The following is a 19956-nucleotide window of genomic DNA, read 5'->3' as shown; positions in this document are numbered from 1 at the left end:
TATACTTGTGTGTATGAAAAAGGAAATGCATAAAACTGAACTTGTATTGTTTAGAGGTCCCAGTGGTGATGTAAAACTTCGGGGGGATTTCAGGCATGATACGGTATGGGCAACGCAACAAGAAATTGCTGATGTGTTTGGGGTAGAGCGTTCGGTGATTACAAAGCACATCGGAAATCTTTTCAAGAGTGATGAAATTGCGGAAAAAAGCAATGTGCAAAAAATGCACATTGCAAATTCTGACAAACCAATATCACTTTATTCACTCGATATTATTTTAGCGGTGGGGTATCGCACAAATTCAGTAACCGCAATTCGTTTTCGCCAGTGGGCGACGAAGACGCTTCGTGAACATATCACGAAGGGATACACCATCAACAAAAAGTTAGTAGGGAAGAACTACGATGCTTTTATGAAGTCGGTTGCGGATGTGCAGGCACTCCTTCCTGAGCACGTCACCCTCGATCCAAAGTCGGTACTTGAACTTATTAAGGAGTTTGCAACCACATGGGTATCGCTCGATGCGTATGATAAAGGAACACTTGTTACCAAAGGTGTCACACGGAAAAAAGTAACACTTCTTGGGAGCGACCTTGATACTGCACTTCAGAGTCTCAAAACAATACTTATGAAAAAGGGGGAAGCGACAGAACTTTTTGCGAATGAACGTAGTCGCGGAGCGCTCGAAGGAATTGTGGGGAATGTTATGCAGTCATTTGGTGGAAAGCCTGTGTATCCCACTCTTGAAGAGAAGGCAGCACACCTCCTCTACTTCGTTATAAAGAATCATCCGTTTTCAGATGGCAACAAGCGCTCAGGAGCGTTTGCCTTTGTGTGGCTCCTCAAAAAAGCAGGGGCACGAGGCGCATCGCAGATAAACCCCGCAGCACTCACCGCACTCACACTTCTTATTGCAGAAAGTGATCCTGAAAAGAAAGATCAGATGGTCGCACTCGTAACCCAGATGCTCAGGTAGTAAATACAACTTCGTTCAAGGCCGGACTTTGTACATTCGTACAAGGCCCGGCCTTGATTTGTGAAAAAAGCCCCCTCACAGGTAACTGTGGTATGGGCATGTACCCTTTTCAGATTGAGTTTATTGAGTAGGACTCGTTTCTAGTAGTATTTGCTCAGTATATAGATTAATGATAATGTACGCGCGGTTCCACTTGGTGTGGTATCCACAGTGGGTTGACCCTGCTGTGCTAAATCTGTTGACCGGAGGATGAAATGGAAACACGTTCTTTGCACTTTCAAGAATTCGTACCCTTATTCAAAATGAGCGAGTCGTGTGAGTTTACTGGTTTTACAAACGCAGTTCTCGAGTTCGCTTTTGCATTGCCAAGGTCTACTCGCGGAATGATCGAACGGGTAGTATGGAGTAATGGTATCGAAATCGTAGCGTACAGAGTTAATCGTCTTGCACGGTTCGATATAAATCTCAATGGGAAACGCCATTACTTTTACATTTATGCAGAAGCATACATAATGAAGCTTCGTGAATGGCAAGTAACAGGACGGAGCATATTCTTTGAAGGAGCAATTCGTCTGCCTAAGGCAGAAGAAATGATTTGGCTCTAAAACAAGACATTGTCACAAGACCAAAAACCCGACTCTTCACAGAGTCGGGTTTTTTCATGGTACCAACTTTTTTTAATCTAAAAAAAGCCTTCGGTGTAGATTTTGGTGGAGGGGATGTGGAGGGTGCGGAGGTGGGACCATAGGCTCTTGGTGAAGTCCATGGAGCCACAGAGAAAGTAGTCTGCTTCGGGGATTTTAGTGTACTCGACGAGACTGGCTTCGGTAAGGCGTCCTCGGTGCTGGGTGTCGGTTTCGACGATGTCTTCTCTTGTGAGAAAGTGGTGTATGGAAAATGTTGGGTGGTTGGACGCGAGTGTAGTGAGGGTGTCTTTGAAAATAATATCTGCCTCAGTGCGATTGCTATAGAGGAGAGTGATATGTGTGTCTGGAGCGGTGTGGAGGAGAGAACGAATCATACTCATACAGGGGGTGATACCGATACCGCCAGCAATGAAAATGAGGTGTGGTGCGCGGGGCTCATCAGGATAGAAAAAGCCGTAGGGGGTGGAGGTGGTGAGGATGGTGCCGACTTCATGCGCAAGGAGGGCACGCGAGAAATTACCCATCTCTTTTATCGTAAGTGTGAGGAGTGGGTCATGCGGTGCACTACTGATGCTATAACTCTTTCCCTCAGCGGGCTCGAAGCCAGGAAGTTGTACGGTGAGGTATTGACCTGCAATAAAGTTGGGTTGCTCACTTTCGGCACGAAGAAAGAGGGTAGAAACAAGCGGCGCCTCCTCCTTCTTTTCTACAATAGTCCAATTACAGGTGTTATTTTGCATATCTATCAATAGAGTTTATTGGAAAAACCTCAGCCGACATATCGTTTTTAAACCCAGTCCTACCCCCGCCTTTTAAAAACGATATGTCGGCTGAGATTAAAGACCTGTTATGCTCAATCTGTATTGAGTGATGACTCATAATCAAGAATCGCTTCGTGGAGTGCTTGATGGCCGAGTACCGAGCAATGATACTTTCGGTCGGGAAGTCCGCCCAATCGCTCGAGTATTGCTTCGGGAGTGAGATGCTTTCCTTCCTTGAGTGTCATACCACCATTCTCCGTTGCCATGACCGACATCATCGATGTGGAGGCAATAGCGGACGCACATCCAAAGGTGCGCCAGACACATTCAGTTATACGCTTTGTTTCAGCGTCTACCTTTATCCAGACCACCATCATGTCACCACAGGCAGGACTTCCAACAATACCAATGCCATCACTCTCATACGTCATATCGTCGATGAGTAGATTACGAGGATTAAGAAAGTGATCTTTTACCACATCGTTATAGAGCCACGAGGTGCCCTTGTCGCATGCGGTGACATCGGGGATGTTTGATGGGGTATTCATAAGTGTAGTGGTGAGGGTGAAATACGGGTAAGGCGAGTGACGGCGTGCGTGAGTGCATCCACTGTTGTATCAATATCTGCTTCTGTGGTGGTACGCCCGAGGGTAAAGCGCAGGGTGCCGTGGATTCGTTCGACAGAAATACCAATGGCACGAAGTACATGCGAGGGAACAAGATCCTCTGCGTTACACGCAGAACCAGTGGACGCACAGATACCAAAGGTGTCTAAAAGAAGTACAAGAGATTCTCCTTCAATGTGGGGGAATGAAAAATGCACGTTCCCCGGAAGACGGAGGGTGGGGTGTCCATGGAGTGTGGCATCCGGGAAGGACTTTTGTATACGTGTAATGAGTGTGTCACGGAGATTGATGAGTCGCGCGCATTCGTGAGTCTGGTCTTCTTCTGCAAGTGTAAGCGCGCGTGCAAATCCTACGATACCCGCAAGATTCTCGGTACCTGCACGCATACCGTGCTCTTGGTGTCCGCCGCGTGCTGTAGGTGTAAATCGGACACCCTCACGCACGTAGAGCATCCCCACACCTTTTGGTCCGTACATCTTGCTGCCATTCAGTGTCATCAAATCCACACCGAGTGTCGTAACATCTAGAGGAAGCTGTCCGGGTGCTTGGCATGCGTCGGTGTGGAGGAGGGGTCTATCTGCTCCGAAGCGATCACGAAGTGCTTTTGCGATTTCTGCTATTGGCTCTACAGTACCTATTTCGTTGTTGGCGTACATGATCGAGATAAGTGCGGTGTCTGCACGCACGCGCGTCATTACTTCTTTGACACTCACGAGTCCGTATGTATCGACAGGAATATATTCCTCATCACACCCTTCTCCTCTGAGATCTTCCGCCGATGCAAGTACCGACACATGCTCAATTGCAGATACAAGAATGTGTGACTTACGATGTCGCACATTTTTCATGACGCCGTGGAGGGCGAGGTTGTTGGATTCAGTGCCACCACTGGTGAATATGATTTCTTTTCCGTGTGCACCTATGTCGCGCGCTACCTCCTCTCGTGCAGTACTGAGTGCATCGTATGCTGCGCGTCCCTTGTGGTGTATGGAAGAAGGGTTTCCGTATGTTTCTTGAAGGAAGGGAAGCATAGCGCAAAACACCTCATCGCGGATGGGTGTTGATGCTGCGTTGTCGAGATAGATAGTTTTCATATTATGCACGTACTGCGCAGGCTTCCACATAGGGCGAGAGCATGATACGCATGTCCTCAAATTCTGCATCAGTATACGTCGTTTTTCTGATGAATGCAGGATTGAGTGTTTTGGTGGGTACAAATTTCTGCAAAAAGTACTGTTTTGCGCCATGAATTTCTCCGACTATCTTGAGGATGTCTTCGGGGGAGAGAAGTGACTTCACTACGGTAGTACGAAATTCGTAATCGACACCACTTTTCATAATGAGCGCAATGCTCTCGCGAATTTTTCCCACATCTACGGGCCTCGCTACAGTCTCGCTGTATTTTTGGAGGGGGGATTTAATATCCATGGCGATGTAGTCCACGAGCCCCCGTGCAAACACCTCTTTGAGCATGTCGGGATTGGTGCCGTTGCTGTCGAGTTTCACCAAGAAGCCGAGTGCACGAATACGTTCGATGAAGGGGATAAGGTCGTCGTGCACCGTGGGCTCACCACCCGTGATAGTGACGGCATCAAGGAGGTTTTTCCTCCGTTCGAGGAAACTAAATATTTCCTCTTCCGTCATCTCGGTCGCAGTCTCGTCAACGAGTTCTGGGTTGTGACAGTACGGACAGCGGAAGTTGCAGCCAATGGTAAATACTATTGCAGAGATTTTCCCTGGGTAATCAATGAGCGAACACTTTTGTAATCCACCAATTTTCATATAAAACTTTTATAATTGGCGTATTTTTTTTGTCACTTCGTTCGTTTGCTCCATGCGTAGTACACTCGTACAACTTGGTCGCAAGCCTCGCTCGTTCCTCAAACTACACTCAATTCTAAAAGTTTTAGACCTTTGCATGCTGGTTATGAGTTATCTCTATTTTTTCCGGCTCTATGTGCGCACGATTGCCGTACTCTGCGCGCTTACCCTTGTTCCACTGCTCTACGGGACGAAGGTAACCGACGATACGGGTGTACACTTCACATTCACTGTTACACGTAGGACAGGTGAATGCTTCACCGTGAATATATCCATGATTTTTGCAGACACTAAAGGTGGGGGAAATGGTGAAGTACGGGAGTTTGTATTCACTACAGATTTTCTTTACCAGATTTTTTATTGCGTTCACATCCTGCACCCGTTCACCGAGGAAGAAGTGGATTACCGTACCCCCAGTGTATTTTGTCTGAAGCGTATCCTGAAGTTCAAGAATTTCAAAGATGTCCTCGCTCTGTTGTACGGGAAGATGGGTAGAATTGGTGTAGTACGGGTCGATTGCTTCTTGTCCGACACCGTTTGCAAAAATCATGTCGTCAAACTTCTTTTGGTCGATGAGCGCAAGGCGGTACGAGGTGCCTTCTGCGGGCGTTGCTTCGAGGTTGTAATTATTGCCCGTGGTTTCCTGATAGTCAGACATTCTGCTACGCATGAAGTCGAGTACATCTGCTGCAAACGCTTGTCCCTCTTCGGTAGCGATTGAGGTATGTAGAAGGTTTTGGATTGCTTCGTTCATGCCTACAAGGCCTATTGTCGAGAAGTGATTTTTCCAGAAGGTGCCGTAGGCAATTTTTATATTTTCAAGGTAGTACTTGGTGTATGGGTAGAGATTTTTGTCAGTAAATTGCTCAAGTATTTTGCGCTTTATCTCAAGGCTGTCACGGGCACTGTCCATAAGTACTGCTAGTTTCTCGAGGAAATCTGCTTTGTTTTTTGAGGTCTTGCCGAGGCGAGGGAGATTCATGGTGACGACACCAATAGAGCCCGTAAGTGGATTGGCACCAAAGAGACCACCACCACGTTTCTGGAGTTCACGGTTGTCGATGCGGAGGCGACAGCACATGGAACGGGCGTCATCGGGACTCATGTCTGAATTTACAAAGTTGGAGAAGTACGGAATACCATACTTTGCTGCAGACTCCCAAAGCGACACGATGTTTTCATCATCCCAGTTAAAATCCTTGGTGATGTTGTATGTGGGAATAGGGAAGGTGAAGACGCGCCCTGAAGCATCGCCCTCGCTCATGACTTCGAGGAATGCGCGGTTAAACATCGCCATCTCTTTATTGAACTCACCGTATGTCTCTTTCATCTCTTTTCCCCCTATGATGACGCGCATCTTTTCGTAGTGGGCAGGTACCGTGAGGTCTAACGTGATGTTGGTGAAGGGGGTTTGGAAGCCCACGCGAGTCGGTATGTTTACATTAAAGACAAATTCTTGAATTGCTTGCTTTACCTCATCATACGAAAGATGGTCGTACCAGATGAATGGCGCAAGGAGTGTGTCCACATTTGAGAATGCTTGTGCACCCGCTGCTTCGCCCTGGAGGGTGTAGAAGAAGTTCACTACTTGCCCGAGCGCGGTCTTCAAGTGCTTTGCAGGCTTGCTCTGAACCTTGCCAGGCACACCACCAAAGCCGCGTTTCAGAAGGTCAAAGAGGTCCCAGCCCACGCAGTACACCGAGAGAAGATTGAGGTCGTGAATATGATAGTCACCATTTTGGTGAGCATCACGAATTTCGGGTGGATAGATTTTGTTGAGCCAGTAGTTTTTTGAAACCTCGGATGCGATGTAGTTGTTGAGTCCTTGGAGGGAAAATGCCATGTTGCTGTTTTCCTTCACCTGCCAATCTGCCGATGCGAGGTATTGGTCGACCAAGTCGATAGATTCGGTTTGAATCATCCTGCGAATCTGCGCGTGCTGCTCGCGATAAAGAATGTATGCCTTTGCCGTATCAAGGTATCCGACCTCCATCAAAGTACGTTCAATCACGTCTTGCACTTCTTCCACAGAAGGGACAAAGGCCGGGTCTGATTTGTGGAGGGAATTGAGTTCCGCGATGACCGCCTTGGTGATTTTCTCTGGAGTGGCCGGCTTGTACACACCGGTAGCGTGGAGGGCCTTTTCGATAGCACGAGTGATTTTCCCCTTATTGAAGGGTACTTTACGTCCAGAGCGCTTGATAACGTGGGTGAGCGTGGTGCTTTCTGTGATATTTGGCATGGTGTTTCTAAAAGGCGTTGCCTCGCGAGTGCAACCTCTGGTACAATTAATAGATAATAGCCTATATATCATATATAGATACTCATCTATATAATTTTTGAGACTGTGGAAAAAGTAAAAAAAGCACAAAAAGACACGCATTCGAAAACACGAACGTACCCCCGTCCAGCATGGGTGAGAAAAACGGTAGTGAGCGAGCAGGAACTCTGCCCCGACTGCTTCAAGGTAGTGGGTGTGGAGAGCCGTTATAAATTAGTGTGTTTCCTCGGGAAAGCAAAAAAAGGGGAGACGGTAGGGAAACTTACCGAGCGTTTAGGACTCAAGCAACCCACCATTACGCATCATCTCAATGTACTCAAATCAGTAGGTGCCGTTTCGGTACGTGACGAAGGACGCGAGCGAATCTACACCCTCAACCGCGACGCCCACTGCTTCGAAGAGTGCAAGATTCCGTATTAAATTTATTCAATGTTGGATGTTGGGTTTACGAAACCCAACATGATTACTCGAGGAAAAGTTTTGATAGCATGGCAGTTTGTGCGTCTGAAATGCTCTGAAGATATTTCTCTGTACTCCTTTGTACATCCCCAAGTTTTTCTTGAAACAGTGTTGTGGTGAGTATGGAAGGGAAGTTTTTCTTACCGAGGTAATCTTGATAACTACTCCACCTGTACTGATGAAGATGTGTCTGGAGTTGTGAGAATTCTACTTCAGAAGTTTTTGAAGCATCTCGCACTCGCCACTCTTGCGCTCCTTCAAGATAGTCGAGTGGGTTGAGGTGTATGTAGTGGAGAATATATAAAAAATGGGCGTCTGTTTCGATATGAATCTTTTTTGTTCGCCCCTGAAATAGGGTGCCACTTCTCTGGTATCGTTCATTAAAATAATTTGCGTATCCGACATTAAGCTTTCGCATGAAAAGAGAGATACCACCTTCTCTATGCTCAGAGAGGAGTAGATGATAATGATTATGCATGAGTACCCACGCATGTACATCAACCAAAATCTCACGTTCTTTAATTGTGATGTCAGCAATATCACCAGGGCGTCGATTTGATTGTGGTGCTGGGTTCGCGTCGTTGAATTCATACATATTGTGTATAAATCGAACATAGTCGCCAGAGTCTTTAAAAAGAATACGACCATCAACCCCTCTGTTCAAAACATGAAATAATTCCATATTACACAAGTATATATGTTGGGTTTCGTAAACCCAACATTACGCATCATCTCAGCGTGCTTAAATCAGTGGTTCCGTTTCAGTGCGCGACGAAGGACGCGAGCGAATCTACACCCTCAATCGCGATGCCCACTGCTTCGAAGAGTGCAAAATCCCGTACTGATTTTTTCTATATCAATTGCCTCAATCCACTCAATTGATTTGATGGTAAATGATGACTGTTCAAGTAAATGAATCATTCCTGGCATGTGAGCACAACCCCAATAGGTTGCAACGTTTCCATTCTCTATGTGTTTGAGAATCGCATTTACCGCGGATTGGTTTCTTGTATTAATTACAAATTCAATATTCGGTATTTCAGGTCCAGAACCGCGTAATTCTGGTAGCAGTATCTCCTGTAAATATTTTTCTGGATTCTTCATATTCTCAGCATAGTCTTCTACTTGAGGAAAGTTTTTTACCATTTCTTCTGGTGATACATCAGCAGACACCCATGATGTTTTCGGTTGTATGAAGCTTAGTTGGCTGTATAGACCATACATTTCTAGACCTTTAAGCAAATTATCAAGATTCTCTTGAGATGCAGATGGTACGCTCTCGATATCTTCATACAATATTTTAAATCCAGCAGATTCATATGAATTGAGACGAGAAAGAACAACTTCGAAATACGCCCTCGAGGCAACATGGAGCATTCCTATTATGATAATTGTTTTATTCCCTATTTTTAGTGTAATGAATGGGAGCAATACCTTGTTTTGTTCAATACGGAGTTCAGTATCTAGTTGCATATGATATTTTAATTCCAGGAAATGCCCGAGAGTGCCAATTACTTATTATAATCTTCCCCGAGGACTGTCCTCGGGTAATATTATAATATCTGACTACATACTGTAAGTGCTGTTTTCATTTCATTCGCTTGAGCATGAGCTCGGCGATTCTTTCGAAGACTTTGAAATTGTGTACGGATTCGAAGCCGTGAATCTGGGGTGACTTGTTGACCTCGAGGACAATTGGTCCTTCTGCGGTATGTATCATGTCGATGCCTGCGACATCCATGCCACATACCTTTGCTGAACGAAGTGCAATTTCTTTTTCTATATCAGTGAGCGCATACACTTCGGGTATCGCACCCTGTGCGATGTTGTTGAGGTAGCCGGTTGTGCGTGTTCGCTTAATGCTGCCGAGTACTTCGCCAAACGCTACTAGGGTACGCGTATCAAAGGTGTTTTGAATGAAGGGTTGCACGAGCGCCAGTACATATGGTTGCTTTGCTGTAATAAGTCTTCGCAGTTCACCAATATTTTCTGCAAAGTGCACATTGCGCCCCTTACTCCCATCAGTCTTATACACTGCGGGGAAGATGAGCCGCTCTTCTATGTAGGCTTGATTTCGAGCATACGATTCCTCACGAAAAATAAATGACTCCGGAACGCGAATACCATGCATCGCAAGAAGTGACATTTGTGATATTTTCTCTGCGCTATTTTCATAGGAACGATTGATAGGGTCACTTGCGGGAATGTGGTGATGAGCAAAATAGTCATAAAGAATCCCACAGAATTGAGTATCGGTACCACGAAGGCGTGTGAAGACTTGTGCACCTGTCCAGTCGATACGCTTATTTCTGCGTATAAAAATTACATCCCCTTCTTTTGAAACATGGAGTGCAATATTCTTCGTGTGGTACCACTTGTAGGGAGTATCGCCAATCCCCGCGAGAAATGCTTTGCGTGTCTCAGTCCCTGCGTTTAAAAATATTACTTTTGAAGATGTTTCCATTCGAGTATCATAGTCTATATAAGGGATTTTGGACATACACCCATACTATTTTAGTTATAACGAGTCCCAGATTTGCAACAGCATTTCTGTACATACATATGTGATTATGGTATAGTCTCGAACAATAATTATCCTACTCCATTATTTGTGTGACCCATTTCTTGTGTTGCACACACTCTCATGAAAAAAATAGAACGAAACATCATTGTATACGTTTCTGTTCTGCCTGCGGGTGCGGTTGGGAGTATTCGTGCGTACGAGAAAAGAGAAAAACGCAAGTTTAAAGTCATGCTTATTCGCGATGCACATGAAGGGAAACAGAAAGAAATCGAGTCATACAAAGGACTTGATATACTCATCGAGTGCGACCTCAATACGCCTGCGCGCATCGCGGAAGCCCTTGCGCCGTATCAAAGCCAACTCTGTGCCATCACCTGTCGTTCTGAATCTCACATGGCACGCTTCATTGAAGTTATCCCCCATGTGCCATACCTCCGTACACCCACCACCGAGTCCCTCATATGGGCTACCGACAAACTCGAGATGCGTCGCAGGTTTAAACTCCTTGCACCGCGTTTTTCTCCAAAGTATACCGTTGTGAAAAGTAATACGACAGGCGAGCGAAAGCGCATCATTGAAAAAATTGGCTTTCCAATGATTGTTAAGCCTACGAATCTCGCACAAAGTCTTTTAGTGTCACTGTGCTATCACGAAGATGAATTAAAAAAAGCACTCACGAATCTGAGTAAAAAAATTGAGCAGACGTATGCCCAAAACAATCGCACCGAAGAACCACGCATGATGGTGGAGGAATTTATGGAGGGGGACATGTATTCTGTTGATGCGTATGTCAATTCACGCGGCGTGATGTATTTTTGCCCTATGGTGCGTGTCCTAACGGGGCACAACATCGGCCATGAAGACTTTTTTAACTACCTTCACATGAGTCCGACTCATTTGAAACAAACTTCTATCCTGCGAGCACACACTGCTGCGGAAGCGGGCATTCACGCACTCGGGTTACGCAACACGACTGCACATGTAGAACTCATGAAGATGGACGATGAGTGGAAAATTATCGAGATAGGTCCACGCGTGGGTGGATTTCGCGATAAATTGCATCGCCTCAGTTGCGATATTGATCATTCGCTCAATGATATTCTCGTGCGTATGCCCAAGAAACCGCATACACCAAAAAAATGCAAAGGCTTCGCAGCAACCATCAAATGGTATTCAAAAAAAGAGGGGAAGATTATAGCACTGAAAGGTATAAAGAAATGCCAAGAATTGGCATCATTTAATGAAATCAAACTGATTAAGAAAGTGGGTGATACTTGTGTCTTTGCACGCCATGGAGGAAAAGCCGTTTTCACAATCACGCTTTTTAATACCGAACGTTCCAAATTACTTGCCGATATTAGACGGGTAGAAAAATTGATTGAAGTACAGGTAAAATGAGAAAGGTACTCACACCCGTGGGGGCAAAGCCCCCACGGGTGTTGTAGTATAGTGGATACATGCCACGCACCCGCGATTTGCTCGTTGTTGTCGTCTCTCTCTTTCTCACGTTTTTGGTGTGGGTGATATACATACTGCTGTCTCCAGTATCCGAGACTGTAGAATCAACACCCGATACATCAGCAGTCCTGCTCGCTACACCAAAAGACTCATATGAGGTGGTGCCGTACGAAGAAAATTCTTTGCGCGAGGGGCGAGATGCATTTATCGAGAAAGTACGCCGGACATATGTTGCACCAGAACGATTATCGTCTGAGGAGAACCTTCCTCCTTTTGTATCGGAGTTTGAAACTCCTCCCGCAGTAGAAAGTCCTACACCTACGGTATCTTCTACGACCTCAATCGTAGTACCGGTTGTAGTACCTATAGCGACTACTTCTGCCGCAACTATGACTCCTTTGTATGGCAACACTCGTCTTTGATATTGAAACTGTCGGGGAGTCATGGGACTCATTCGATCACACGACGCAAGAGATGCTTTCTCGGTGGATTTTGCGTACTGCAAAAAATGAAGCAGAACGTGAAGTCGAACTCAAAGATCTTCGTGAAGGCCTTGGCTTCTCACCACTCACGGGGCATATTGTTGCGATTGGACTCTATGATATAGAACGAAGACAGGGTGTGGTGTATTACCAAAGTGATGATGAAATAGAAAGTGACGTGGGTGAATACGTACTGAAGCCAAGAACCGAAAAAGACATGCTCCTTGATTTTTGGGAAGGAGCAAAATCATATGACACATTTGTAACCTTCAATGGGCGAGGATTTGATGCACCATTTCTCAATCTTCGCTCAGCAATCTTAGGTATTCATCCGACCGTAGATTTGATGGACGGACGATATCTCTATCAACAAAAGAACGTACGACACGTTGACCTACAAGACCAAATGACTTTTTACGGTGCGATGATGCGTCGACCGTCACTCCATCTTTTTTGTAGGGCATTTGGGATAAAGAGTCCAAAGGCAGAGGGTGTGGCAGGGGATGATGTCGCGGAACTTTTTCATGCGAAAAAGTTCCGCGACATCGCGCACTATAATGCACGCGATGTCATTGCAACAACAGCTCTGTACCACAAATGGCTAGAGTCCCTCGCACCTCAAAAATTCCAAAATACTCCTATTGAATAAAAAATATTTTGTGGTACAGTGTTTTCTGTTTTGTATTTTACAGGAGAAGAAGTAATGAAAAACGTTGCAAAGGAAGTCCAAAATTTCTTTGGCATGGTTGGACGACTTTTCAAAGGGAAATTTTGGTTCCCTGCGGGCAAGTCCCTTGCAGATGTCAGTTGTTTAATTGTTCAAGGTGATTCCGAGGCCGTTCCTCAAACTGATCCATTCTGGCGCGACACGTGGAAGTGGATTGTTATCTCCACGTCATACAAAGGGGCATTCGACATCTACTTTGAGACAGATGAAGTGGGTTCTTGTATGAGTTACTTCAATAAAATTTCTACACCGTATGTTGCAATGCGTGAGGGTCCGCGTGCAATCAAAGTGGCTGCACTGTCGGAAATGGGAGGTTATGGTGAGGTCGTACAGTTCGATGTGTTCCTCACACCAGCGAGTGAAGAGTCCATTCGGGATGCACTCAGGGAGCGTTCTCTTCTAGAAAAAGTAACCTGGATTTGATTTTTCGTCCTCAGATGAAACGGCCTCGCTTCGAGGCTGTTTTCTTTTGTGATATAGTTTTTAGTATGTCTGAACTAAAAAAATTTCCGGAAGGATTTTCTTGGGGTGCAGCAACTGCATCATATCAAGTGGAAGGGGGTATAGAAAATACCGATTGGGCTGAAGCGGCACGCGCGGGGCGTGTGCCTCTGTGTGGTATTGCCTGCGACCACTATCATCGCTACGAGGAGGATTTTGATATTGCAAAATCCTTGGGACACAACGCCCATCGTTTCTCTATAGAATGGGCGCGTATTGAGCCGGAGGAAGGAAACTTTAATGAAAACGAAATTGAGCACTATAGAAAGGTACTTATTGCACTGAATGAAAGAGGAATGAAACCATATATCACACTTTGGCACTTTACGTTGCCAACGTGGTTTGCAAAGGAGGGTGGATTCGAGCAAAAAAACGCACCTCAGGTATTTGCGCGCTACTCTGCTTTTGTTGCATCGCGTCTGGGGGACCTCTGTGGAGATTTTTCTACCATGAATGAGCCAAACGTTTTTGGTTCGAATGGATGGCTCCGAGGAAGTTGGCCGCCATTTAAACGATTTACCCTCACTGATCTCATTTCAATTACCAATTCTGGTCGCACGTATGAATCACAAGCACAAAAAGGATTTGGTCCACTACGCCTCTATTTTCGTGTGATGAAAAATCTTGCATTAGCACACAATCTTGCATATGACGCAATCAAGAAAGCATCACCAAAGGCAGACGTGAGTGTGGTAAAGCATGTTATTCTTTTTCATGCGAACTGGAATCCTCTCAATAAAATGATTGCATGTATTGCAAACTATTTCTGGACGTATCTTTTCATGGGGCGTGTGTATAAAAAATGCGACTCTATAGGACTTAATTACTATTTCCACAAAAAATTTGGTGATACTAAAACGTATGTAAAGACCGATATGGATTGGGATATTTATCCTGAAGGACTTGAAGATGCACTTGTGATGCTCGCAAAATATAAAAAACCACTGTATGTGGCGGAGTCAGGACTGGCTGATGCGGCTGATCTCTATCGTGCTGATTACATCACCCGCCAGGTCGAAGCTATGTGGCGCGCTATGAAGAGGGGAGTGGATGTGCGCGGGCATATGTATTGGTCACTTCTCGATAATTATGAATGGGCACTTGGTTTTGAAAAACGCTTTGGACTCGTTGCTGTTGATTTTGTCACTTTGAAGCGCACTGTGCGTCCTTCTGCCCAGGTGTATAAGGAGATTTGTGTGAACAATGCGGTACAATACACAAACATATGAGACAGTTAATTTCTCGAGCATGAACTGGATTCTTCTTGCAGTAGGTGCACAATTTCTCAACGCTTTTGTGGCGCTTGTCGACAAGCATATTGTGAGTGATGAAAAGACGCTCCCACGCCCTTTCGTGTATGCCTTCTACACCTGTCTTATTTCAGGTGTGTGGGTCGTGGTGTACTTCATAGGATTTCTCCCATTTGTCTCCGCGTCACTTCATATCCCTTCTTTTTCAAATGTTATTAAGCCGACCCTTGAAGTGGTGGCACTTTCATTTCTTTCAGCGTACACCTTCTTTACCGCGCTTGTCGCAATGTTTAGTGCACTGCGCGACCACGATGCGTCTGATGTCGTGCCCGTGATTGGCTCAGTCTCTGCGCTTGCGTCCTTTGGTATGGGGTATTATTTTTTCAATACAACCCTCAGTCACAATTTTATTTTTGGAATCATACTTCTTTCTGTGGGTACTTTTTTGGTATCGCGTTTGCAGTTCCCTGTGAAAACAGCAATGGTGGCACTCTATTCAGGAATCTTTTTTGCGCTCCACTACATCACTATCAAGGGACTTTTTCTGAGCACCTCGTTTGATAATGGATTTTTTTGGTCACGTATTGCCTTTGTATTTTTTGCGGGTACTCTCCTCATGATTCCAAATTATTTTGAAAAAATTAAGGAGCAGACGAAGTCAACAACAAAAGGTACTGCCGTACTCGTCATTGTCAATAAACTCTTGGCAGGTGTTTCTACGATTCTTATTTTGAAAGCAACGGACCTAGGCGATGTGGCGGTGGTACAGGCCTTGGGCGGGCTTCAGTTCGTGTTCATCCTGCTTCTCGGTATTTTCTTTAGTATGCGTCCAACCAAACTCAACATCGGTGAAACGTACGATCGGGGCACAATCCTCAAGAAAGTACTATTTGTGACTGTCATTACCCTTGGTTTTCTAGTACTATTTAGATAATGAAAAGATGGCTCCTTCGAACACTTGCGGGTGTTGCGGTGTTGTGTACATGTGTACTTATTACACTTGTTTTTCTTGCGCGTAAAGAAAAGCCTGAGCACATTACGTACGGTATCTCATATAACGTGCCGTACGTACTTGAACTTGGACTTAATCCCGATGATGTCTTCGATGCATTTCTTAATGAACTCAATGTGCGCTATTTCCGTTTGAGTGCACACTGGACACTCATTGAGCCAGATAAAGATGATTATGATTTTGCATGGATGGACAGAGATATTCAGAAAGCCGAGACAGCGGACGCTAAAATAATTTTTGGTGTGGGTCGGCGGCTTCCGCGCTGGCCTGAGTGCCATATTCCCTCATGGGCACAGTCACTCTCGTGGGAAGATAAAAAAGTCGAGATTCGAGAGTACATCACTGCGGTCGTAAATCGTTATAAAGATTCCAAGGCAATTACCCATTGGCAAGTGGAGAATGAACCATACCTCGGTCTGTTTGCATATGATCATTGTGGTGATATTGATGAATCCTTTCTTGAAGAGGAAATTGCGCTCGTGAAATCACTCGATCCTACACGTCCGATACTCGTGACTGATAGTGGCAATCTCGGCACCTGGAATGGTGCGTACTCCCACGGTGATTCTTTTGGGACGAGTGTGTATGTGTATTTCTGGAATCCCGAACTCGGCCAATTCAAAACAATTCTTCCTCCATGGTTCTATCGTGTAAAAGAAAATATCATGGCGCTTATACATGGAGAAAAAGAAACCTTCCTCATAGAACTCTCGCTTGAGCCATGGCTCCTCGAGCCAGTCACTGAAGTGCCTGTAGAGACACAATACTCACGTATGGACATGAAGAAGTTTAATGAAATCATTGAGTACGCTCGTGACACGCGCTATGAGACACAGTTCCTCTGGGGTGGTGAATGGTGGTATTGGCTTCGTGAGCAGGGACACCCCGAAATGTGGGAGCGGGGTATACAATTATTTAATCAATAGTCCCCGTGTATATCCTATCTGTATGAATACAGAATGCTGGGGTATGATACACACATACAAATATGCGTATCGTTCGATTTATTTTTCCGTTTCTTTTTGTGCGTAATTGGTACGATGGTTCGTGGGAGTTTTCGCGTGCACGCCTTATCCTTGTTTCTATGGGTCTGTTTTTCCTTGTCCTCGGTATTGTGATTGCGGCCATGCTCCAGTCGCCCACAGTGTATATTTCACCTACTGTATGAAAGTTATAAAAATATGTATCGTCATCATTGTTGTGCTCCTTGTGTTCGGTATCGGTTTTAGTGTATACGTGTGGTACACCATTCAAAATATTCCCACAGCGGCTGACATTCCGATGCTCCAGGAATCATCCCAAGTTACTTCAGATGAAAGTGCTACAAAAATCACGGTACCTACAGAGGAAAAGCCAGAGACCACGGTGACAAAAACTGAAAGTGTTCCACCCACGGTGATAGAAACCGAAACACTTTCTGAAACGCAACAGACGATGCTCAAATCTATGGGATATACGAAAGATACCGTTACCATTACTAAGGAAATGATTACGTGTGCTGAAGACGCGGTGGGGGCAGCACGACTCAAGGGGATTATGGACGGTGCGGCACCGAGCCCCATGGAATCTTTGAAACTCCTCCCTTGCTTTAAGCAGTAGACTAGAAAAAAACTAGAAAAGTGGTATAATGCACGCATGAACAGAATTTTTGTATGTCTGGCGTTTTGTGCGCTTATTTTTATTCCGGTTTCCGCGTTTGCGGGTCCTATTTTGCGTACGGGAGAAACTATCTCGGTAGATGCAGCTCAGTCCCTTAAAGGTGACTTCTATGGCTTCGGTTCTACGGTTAGTATCTCAGGTCAGGGTGATAATGATGTATATATTGCAGGAGGAACGGTGACTATTAATGCGCCTATTTTGGAAGATCTTACCGTTGTCGGGGGTGTTGTGCAGATACATGGTGATATTGGAGATGATGTACGTATTGTGGGTGGTGAAGTAGTGCTTGCAAGTCCGGTGAAGGGAGATGTGGTCGTGTTTGGTGGAACGCTCACTATCCTCTCTACTGCACAAGTGGAAGGCGATGTACTTTTTATGGGACAAACGCTCGTAATTGAGGGTTCGGTGATGGGAGGCATTCATGGTGTTGCGGAGACAGCACGCCTCAATACTGAAGTAGAGGGTGATGTATCACTCCGTGTCGAAAATCTCTTTACGGTGGGTGATAAAGCAAATTTGCAAGGCAACGTGACCTATGAAAGTGCACATGAAGTCGTCCGTGCGCAAAATGCAGTCGTCGCAGGAGAGATGAAACAAGTACAGGTGCGTGAGCGTGAGTACTCGATGCCTACGGCACAGTTTGCACTTTTTGAATTAAGTATTTTGCTTTTTGTTGCGCTCACACTCTATGTGATTGGACGAAGACATGTGGTGCGTGTGGTGGAATATTCATTCGCTCGGCTGGGTATGTCGGGACTCATGGGTCTCGGAATACTCTTTGCCTTTCCCTTTATCGCAACGCTCCTTTTTGTGAGTGTACTCGGCATATTTGCGGGTATTATTTTCCTCTTTGGATACATGCTCATGATACTCATGGCACTCGCGCTTATGCCTATTTTTGTAGGGTACGCACTGCAGAAAGTGGCATTACGTCGTGAGGGAATTACACTTTATACGGTTATTGGCGGGGTGGCACTCTGTGTACTCCTCAGTCTCTTCTCGGTGGCTGGTGGACTCATCTTGTTTGCATGTTTCGTTATAACATTGGGAGCATTGGGTACGACTGCATATCACGTGCTTCACGGGTAACGAATGGTATTAAGACACTAATTACGCACTTCTGTACGACATTTAACCGTAACATAAAAAGTGGACACGAAAGTGTCCACTTTTTATATTCCTTGCACTATTAGCATATAAACCACTAGATGCATTGCTTCCTAATATCACTGATGGTATGAAGAATTAAATAAGATCAACAACTCCAGTATAGAAAGAGTCGTCCAGGGTTGCTGGACGACTCGGGTTACGTTTTTTTTGACTTACGTTTTACGATATAATTTCTATTTCAGAGGCATCGTAAGTCGCTACCGTCCCGTCTTCGTGTTGCACTACGTAGCATTGACCACGTGAATCGTAATTAACGGCGGCGGTCCCATGAACGCCCCACTTGCGCTTTTCCCAAGCTGTGTCGTTCCACATGTGGCGATACAAAAGGTTCGGCTGGGTAGTTTTCACTCGAATACCCGATGAGACACCTTCTGTCGCGCGGTCTTGACCAAGGATCTCATAGACCTTCAGTAAAAACTTGGGGTCGACGCGATACTGCCCAGAGGTGTCTCTTTTCGGAACCCACTCGATGATGTCGAGCGTGAGGCCGTACCGGGTGTCATCACCCTGGTTGACAGGATTGACTGCCTTCACACGAATAATCATTAGTCGGTCCTCAAGCTGAGGGATGGCCACTCGATTTTCATCCCCATGGATGTAGGTGAGTAGTGCTGCCAGGTTGTCACCTGAAATTCCGTCGAACTTTGCGATCATAAAATGAACTCCTTCTCTTGGGTTACGCTTCACAGAAGCATATCGCAGAAACATTCCACGATAAATGCAAATTAACACATTTAATACAGTATGTCAATGTGATTGTAAAATGCATGCATTACCTTGTTTGTGACAAGACAGTCTCCAGACTGTCCCCAACATCCGCAAATGAAAAATCCCCAAGATGAACCGTACCCCTTTCAGGGTCTACTAAAAGTAGTACGGTTCACATCGGTGTTTTTTGTTATACTACACACTCATGACAAAGGCACAGAAAAAGGCACGTACGGTGCGTGTACAAAAAATGAATGTGATACTCCGCACGCTGTATCCCAATCCTAAAATTGCACTCAATCACAGCACCACATGGGAACTGCTTGTCGCGGTCATACTTTCCGCACAATGTACGGATGCTCGGGTGAATCGGGTGACGAAAACACTCTTTGTTTCGTATCCGCATATTGAAGAGTATGCGCGTGCTCCACAGCACGAGATGGAAAAAGCAGTTTTTCAATGTGGCTTTTATCGCAATAAGGCAAAGCATATTCGAGAGGCGGCACAGATGCTCATCAGTGATTTTAAGGGTGAGGTACCACGCACTATGGAAGAGCTTCTTTTGCTCCCAGGGGTTGCGCGCAAAACCGCAAACGTAATGCTCTCAAACGCATTTGGCATACACGAGGGTATTGCTGTTGATACACACGTGCGTCGTTTTGCAATTCGTTTTGACCTCTCTGACTACACTGACCCAAAGCGAATTGAGCAGGATTTGATGGAAATCATGCCTATGTCCGAGTGGTGGGGATTCAATCATCGGCTCGTACATTATGGGCGGGATTATTGTCCTGCACGGAAGCACGTATGCACCGCACATTCCCTCACTATAGTGTATCCTCAGGCAGAAAAAGTATGGCCAAAAGCTCATTAAATGATTCAAAGAGACAACTT

General features: G+C 45.4%; 23 protein-coding genes. 13 read left to right on the top strand and 10 right to left on the bottom strand.

Going from position 1 to position 19956, the window contains the following annotated elements:
• Window positions 1-25: 25 nt before the first annotated feature.
• Together IPH92_02880 and IPH92_02875 are read left to right on the top strand one after the other, a co-directional pair.
• Window positions 26-976 carry a virulence protein RhuM/Fic/DOC family protein gene (locus tag IPH92_02880; GenBank protein QQR65448.1) on the top strand — a complete coding sequence of 317 codons (951 nt, stop codon included), beginning with the start codon at window positions 26-28 and terminating at the stop codon, window positions 974-976.
• 383 nt (window positions 977-1359) lie between these two features.
• Window positions 1360-1581: a hypothetical protein gene (locus IPH92_02875; protein QQR64489.1), complete on the top strand. Its 222-nt coding sequence runs from the start codon at window positions 1360-1362 to the stop codon at window positions 1579-1581.
• Between the two features lie 77 nt (window positions 1582-1658).
• On the opposite strand, the gene IPH92_02870 is transcribed toward IPH92_02875, so the two are convergent.
• From IPH92_02870 to IPH92_02850, 5 genes are all read right to left on the bottom strand, one after another.
• Window positions 1659-2363, bottom strand: a complete 705-nt coding sequence (locus IPH92_02870; GenBank protein QQR64488.1) for a hypothetical protein — start codon at window positions 2361-2363, stop codon at window positions 1659-1661.
• Window positions 2364-2476: 113 nt separating this feature from the next.
• Window positions 2477-2932 (bottom strand): iron-sulfur cluster assembly scaffold protein, encoded by a 456-nt coding sequence (locus IPH92_02865; GenBank protein ID QQR64487.1) that lies wholly within the window; start codon window positions 2930-2932, stop codon window positions 2477-2479.
• A complete protein-coding gene (locus IPH92_02860; GenBank protein QQR64486.1) occupies window positions 2929-4104 on the bottom strand; it encodes a cysteine desulfurase in 1176 nt (391 codons plus the stop codon). Before IPH92_02860 ends, IPH92_02865 begins: the two co-directional genes overlap by 4 nt.
• A gap of 1 nt (window position 4105) precedes the next feature.
• On the bottom strand, window positions 4106-4792 hold the full coding sequence (locus IPH92_02855; protein QQR64485.1) for an anaerobic ribonucleoside-triphosphate reductase activating protein: 687 nt from the start codon (window positions 4790-4792) through the stop codon (window positions 4106-4108).
• A gap of 124 nt (window positions 4793-4916) precedes the next feature.
• Window positions 4917-7073, bottom strand: a complete 2157-nt coding sequence (locus IPH92_02850; GenBank protein ID QQR64484.1) for a ribonucleoside triphosphate reductase — start codon at window positions 7071-7073, stop codon at window positions 4917-4919.
• Between the two features lie 189 nt (window positions 7074-7262).
• Between IPH92_02850 and IPH92_02845 the strand changes: the two genes are divergently transcribed.
• Window positions 7263-7532, top strand: coding sequence for a winged helix-turn-helix transcriptional regulator (locus IPH92_02845; GenBank protein QQR65447.1), 270 nt, complete (start codon window positions 7263-7265; stop codon window positions 7530-7532).
• Between the two features lie 43 nt (window positions 7533-7575).
• On the opposite strand, the gene IPH92_02840 is transcribed toward IPH92_02845, so the two are convergent.
• The 3 genes from IPH92_02840 to IPH92_02830 all read right to left on the bottom strand — a co-directional run bounded on the left by IPH92_02840 (window position 7576) and on the right by IPH92_02830 (window position 10035).
• Window positions 7576-8253, bottom strand: a complete 678-nt coding sequence (locus tag IPH92_02840) for a transposase (protein QQR64483.1) — start codon at window positions 8251-8253, stop codon at window positions 7576-7578.
• A gap of 116 nt (window positions 8254-8369) precedes the next feature.
• On the bottom strand, window positions 8370-9044 hold the full coding sequence (locus IPH92_02835) for a hypothetical protein (GenBank protein ID QQR64482.1): 675 nt from the start codon (window positions 9042-9044) through the stop codon (window positions 8370-8372).
• Between the two features lie 115 nt (window positions 9045-9159).
• Window positions 9160-10035 carry a hypothetical protein gene (locus IPH92_02830; GenBank protein QQR64481.1) on the bottom strand — a complete coding sequence of 292 codons (876 nt, stop codon included), beginning with the start codon at window positions 10033-10035 and terminating at the stop codon, window positions 9160-9162.
• Between the two features lie 180 nt (window positions 10036-10215).
• Here IPH92_02830 and IPH92_02825 point away from each other — a divergent pair, with 180 nt between their 5' ends.
• Window positions 10216-11493 carry an ATP-grasp domain-containing protein gene (locus tag IPH92_02825; GenBank protein ID QQR64480.1) on the top strand — a complete coding sequence of 426 codons (1278 nt, stop codon included), beginning with the start codon at window positions 10216-10218 and terminating at the stop codon, window positions 11491-11493.
• Here IPH92_02825 and IPH92_02820 read toward each other — a convergent pair.
• The gene (locus IPH92_02820; GenBank protein QQR64479.1) at window positions 11453-11965 is read right to left on the bottom strand and encodes a hypothetical protein; all 513 of its coding nucleotides are present in this window, start codon (window positions 11963-11965) and stop codon (window positions 11453-11455) included. The genes IPH92_02825 and IPH92_02820 overlap by 41 nt on opposite strands.
• On the opposite strand from IPH92_02820, the gene IPH92_02815 reads away from it, so the two are divergent.
• The 8 genes from IPH92_02815 to IPH92_02780 all read left to right on the top strand — a co-directional run bounded on the left by IPH92_02815 (window position 11956) and on the right by IPH92_02780 (window position 18273).
• A complete protein-coding gene (locus IPH92_02815; protein ID QQR64478.1) occupies window positions 11956-12684 on the top strand; it encodes a ribonuclease H-like domain-containing protein in 729 nt (242 codons plus the stop codon). The two genes, IPH92_02820 and IPH92_02815, sit on opposite strands and share 10 nt — an antisense overlap.
• Window positions 12685-12738: 54 nt before the next feature.
• Window positions 12739-13185 carry a hypothetical protein gene (locus IPH92_02810; GenBank protein ID QQR64477.1) on the top strand — a complete coding sequence of 149 codons (447 nt, stop codon included), beginning with the start codon at window positions 12739-12741 and terminating at the stop codon, window positions 13183-13185.
• Window positions 13186-13250: 65 nt separating this feature from the next.
• The gene (locus IPH92_02805; protein QQR64476.1) at window positions 13251-14492 is read left to right on the top strand and encodes a glycoside hydrolase family 1 protein; all 1242 of its coding nucleotides are present in this window, start codon (window positions 13251-13253) and stop codon (window positions 14490-14492) included.
• 19 nt (window positions 14493-14511) lie between these two features.
• Window positions 14512-15447 carry an EamA family transporter gene (locus IPH92_02800; GenBank protein QQR64475.1) on the top strand — a complete coding sequence of 312 codons (936 nt, stop codon included), beginning with the start codon at window positions 14512-14514 and terminating at the stop codon, window positions 15445-15447.
• Entirely contained in the window at window positions 15447-16451 is a 1005-nt protein-coding gene (locus tag IPH92_02795; protein QQR64474.1) for a beta-galactosidase, read from the top strand. Before IPH92_02800 ends, IPH92_02795 begins: the two co-directional genes overlap by 1 nt.
• Window positions 16452-16513: 62 nt before the next feature.
• Window positions 16514-16693 (top strand): hypothetical protein, encoded by a 180-nt coding sequence (locus IPH92_02790; protein QQR64473.1) that lies wholly within the window; start codon window positions 16514-16516, stop codon window positions 16691-16693.
• A complete protein-coding gene (locus IPH92_02785) occupies window positions 16690-17124 on the top strand; it encodes a hypothetical protein (protein QQR64472.1) in 435 nt (144 codons plus the stop codon). The genes IPH92_02790 and IPH92_02785 overlap by 4 nt, the downstream gene beginning before the upstream one ends.
• A 36-nt stretch (window positions 17125-17160) precedes the next feature.
• Entirely contained in the window at window positions 17161-18273 is a 1113-nt protein-coding gene (locus IPH92_02780; protein ID QQR64471.1) for a hypothetical protein, read from the top strand.
• A gap of 240 nt (window positions 18274-18513) precedes the next feature.
• On the opposite strand, the gene IPH92_02775 is transcribed toward IPH92_02780, so the two are convergent.
• Entirely contained in the window at window positions 18514-19008 is a 495-nt protein-coding gene (locus tag IPH92_02775; GenBank protein QQR64470.1) for a hypothetical protein, read from the bottom strand.
• A gap of 304 nt (window positions 19009-19312) precedes the next feature.
• On the opposite strand from IPH92_02775, the gene nth reads away from it, so the two are divergent.
• The gene (gene nth, locus IPH92_02770) at window positions 19313-19936 is read left to right on the top strand and encodes an endonuclease III (protein ID QQR65446.1); all 624 of its coding nucleotides are present in this window, start codon (window positions 19313-19315) and stop codon (window positions 19934-19936) included.
• Window positions 19937-19956 lie beyond the last annotated feature (20 nt).

The sequence above is a fragment of the Candidatus Kaiserbacteria bacterium genome, assembly GCA_016699245.1.
Classification (GTDB): Bacteria; Patescibacteriota; Minisyncoccia; order Phycocordibacterales; family UBA918; genus Damh-18.
The sequence above is the reverse complement of the archived record's forward strand: the minus strand, read 5'-3'. Positions and strand labels throughout refer to the sequence as shown.